The organism is Methylophaga sp. UBA2689, from assembly GCA_002354555.1.
In the GTDB taxonomy this organism is placed as follows: domain Bacteria; phylum Pseudomonadota; class Gammaproteobacteria; order Nitrosococcales; family Methylophagaceae; genus Methylophaga.
Map to the genome: position 1 here is coordinate 1 of DELT01000092.1, position 2,257 is coordinate 2,257.

Below are 2,257 nucleotides of genomic sequence, written 5' to 3' on the forward strand. Positions count from 1 at the left end.
GGTAACTCAGCTTACATGTCAAAACTATTAATCCAGAGAACAATTATGTAGAAAATTAAAGTCATCAATTGCTTCTTTCATATCACCAATTCGGATTTGAAATAAAGCGGTATCAATGCTGTTTACGGCATCATGATGTAGGTAATATGGAATTACCGAACTCGTTCTTGCCCAGTAATCGCCAAAGTCTGAGAATAACTCTCGGCCTTCAACGGTTGAACCTCGAAGCAGTGCACTTTCAAGTCGATTAAAATAATCTTTGTCTACCTTGGCCTTATCAACTGCCTTTTCAAGTAACTCTACAGCGTCATGATGTAGTGTTGCTTTAAGGTAATACCGAAGTTTATCCAGTGTTACTTCAAGTGTGAACGGCGTTCTGGCATTTCGTAGCTCCATGGTTGTCATATTATCTGACGCTCTTGGTGCTCCAAACTCTGGTGTATTTTGCATGTTACTCTCCTTTTTAAAGGGAGCAGCCGCCCATAAGGGAGTTACTCCCATATAGGTTTTGGATTCCAAACAGCGCGCTGCTTGGACATTGAGGCCGGTTTTAAATAAGTCCGGCTGACTTATCGAATAGATAGTTTTTGGCTATCTACTGGATATCTATTCCGAAATGTACTATGTGAATACGCTTTGGAATACCCCTGTTGACAGAGGTAATGCTTTACCAGTCGTGCTGGTCCAACTCTGGGATGGCCTCGGCATCTGAATCCAGCTCAATCATCTCAAAGTTATTGTTAAATGCGAACTCAATTACTTTGCAAAGTGAAGGACTGTAATCTCCTGAGAGGTTTCCTGCCAAATCGTTCATATACAGCTTAATAAAGAAGCTGGATTCACGCTCCATCACGATATTGGTTTGAAAGGCTGCAATGCATAATGCACTGGTATCATCCTCTTCAATATGCGATGTGCTTAAAGCGATAACTTGATAGGTTTCCATGTCAAAATGCCTCTTAGTTTAAGAGGGAGCGACACCCCAAGCGGGAAGTCGATCCCCGTTTGGGTTTGGAAAGCCAATGATGTCTTGCTAATGTAGGCAAAAAAGCAGGAAAAGCCGTTTTTAGCCCCTTTCGTGATTGTTGCCCAGTGATATACTCATTTACATGAATAAACCCAACAGACTTCAATTAGTGCATTCAACTAATAAACAATTACTTTCTGATGATCTCATCCGGGCGATTGTGCTGACCAAAGATGAAGCTTTAGCAGAAAGCATCATTAAGAAAATTAAATACCGTGCTTTTTTAAAGCCGGTTAATCAATCTACTCAATAAACAGAAAGTTCATAAATCAACATTCTGCATCAGGTTAAATTCACAATTTCTAACGAATACTTCTGATACATTCCGGCGTATAGGAAAGATGACCTGCTTCTTCTAACGATAAATGCTGTGCAGTAACAACGTTCGCATGTGGACGCCTTGCCATTTCAACCGATTTACCGAAGGTTTCATAACAATGGTCAAAAGCCACCAGCGTTTCACCTGTTAAAAGCAATAATCGAATCCCATTTGGTGCCATGTCCGCGACGTTTTTCTTTGTTTCAGTGTCAACTTTCATTATCGGTGCCCATTCATAGGTGATAATGTCTTTAACATCAATCTCGATATTTTGTTTAAGTTCACCGTTAGATATAGCCAAGCAAACTTTTACTAAACATTTCCGATTCAAAATCTAACTCGGGGAAAAATATCTATTTTAATACATCCCATAATGAAAACTCCATAATATTAGGGATGATCTCAACCCCAGATGGGTGAATATCACCCCTGGGGTTAAATCGCTTAACGTTCTAAGGTTAAGCATCTGTGTTCGGTTTTGATGAGACCGAATACCCTTCAAGATAACAATGATGTGTTATCAGGAAATCTGGCATTCCGAAACACATGGTCAGATGCTTTGGAATACCATCTCAGTGAGAGAGTATTTCGCATTACAGCAAACTGTAATGCTCGTATCCTTATTGAACATTGCCGGCATTTACCAGTGATTCCATAATACGCATTCTCTGCAGTAGCTGTCATTAGTGAATGACATGACTGTGATGTAGTTCTTACTTTGAGTAACACCCGACAGTTTCACTTTTTGCTTTTCATCGCCCTGGATTGCGCTTTCGCCTTCTCATGTTGGAAATAAGTATCAAAAAAGCCTTCCGTCAGCATGAATGCAAATCCAAGCATAGTTGTCTCAATTAAGAATCCCCGGTCAAAGGTGCCAAAACTAACCCATAAAAGGCTCATTGCGTACCATC

4 protein-coding genes are annotated in these 2,257 nt (G+C 40.3%); 1 reads left to right on the forward strand and 3 read right to left on the reverse strand.

Going from position 1 to position 2,257, the window contains the following annotated elements:
- Window positions 1–27 precede the first annotated feature (27 nt).
- Together B3M51_RS10950 and B3M51_RS10955 are read right to left on the reverse strand one after the other, a co-directional pair.
- Window positions 28–450 (reverse strand): hypothetical protein, encoded by a 423-nt coding sequence (locus B3M51_RS10950; protein WP_292398358.1) that lies wholly within the window; start codon window positions 448–450, stop codon window positions 28–30.
- Between the two features lie 217 nt (window positions 451–667).
- On the reverse strand, window positions 668–946 hold the full coding sequence (locus B3M51_RS10955; RefSeq protein ID WP_292398356.1) for a hypothetical protein: 279 nt from the start codon (window positions 944–946) through the stop codon (window positions 668–670).
- A gap of 163 nt (window positions 947–1,109) precedes the next feature.
- On the opposite strand from B3M51_RS10955, the gene B3M51_RS10960 reads away from it, so the two are divergent.
- Complete coding sequence (locus B3M51_RS10960) at window positions 1,110–1,280, forward strand: hypothetical protein (protein ID WP_292398353.1); 171 nt, start codon at window positions 1,110–1,112, stop codon at window positions 1,278–1,280.
- Window positions 1,281–1,329: 49 nt separating this feature from the next.
- Here the strand turns inward: B3M51_RS10960 and B3M51_RS10965 are convergent, their stop codons facing one another.
- A complete protein-coding gene (locus tag B3M51_RS10965) occupies window positions 1,330–1,647 on the reverse strand; it encodes a hypothetical protein (RefSeq protein ID WP_292398351.1) in 318 nt (105 codons plus the stop codon).
- Between the last annotated feature and the right edge of the window lie 610 nt (window positions 1,648–2,257).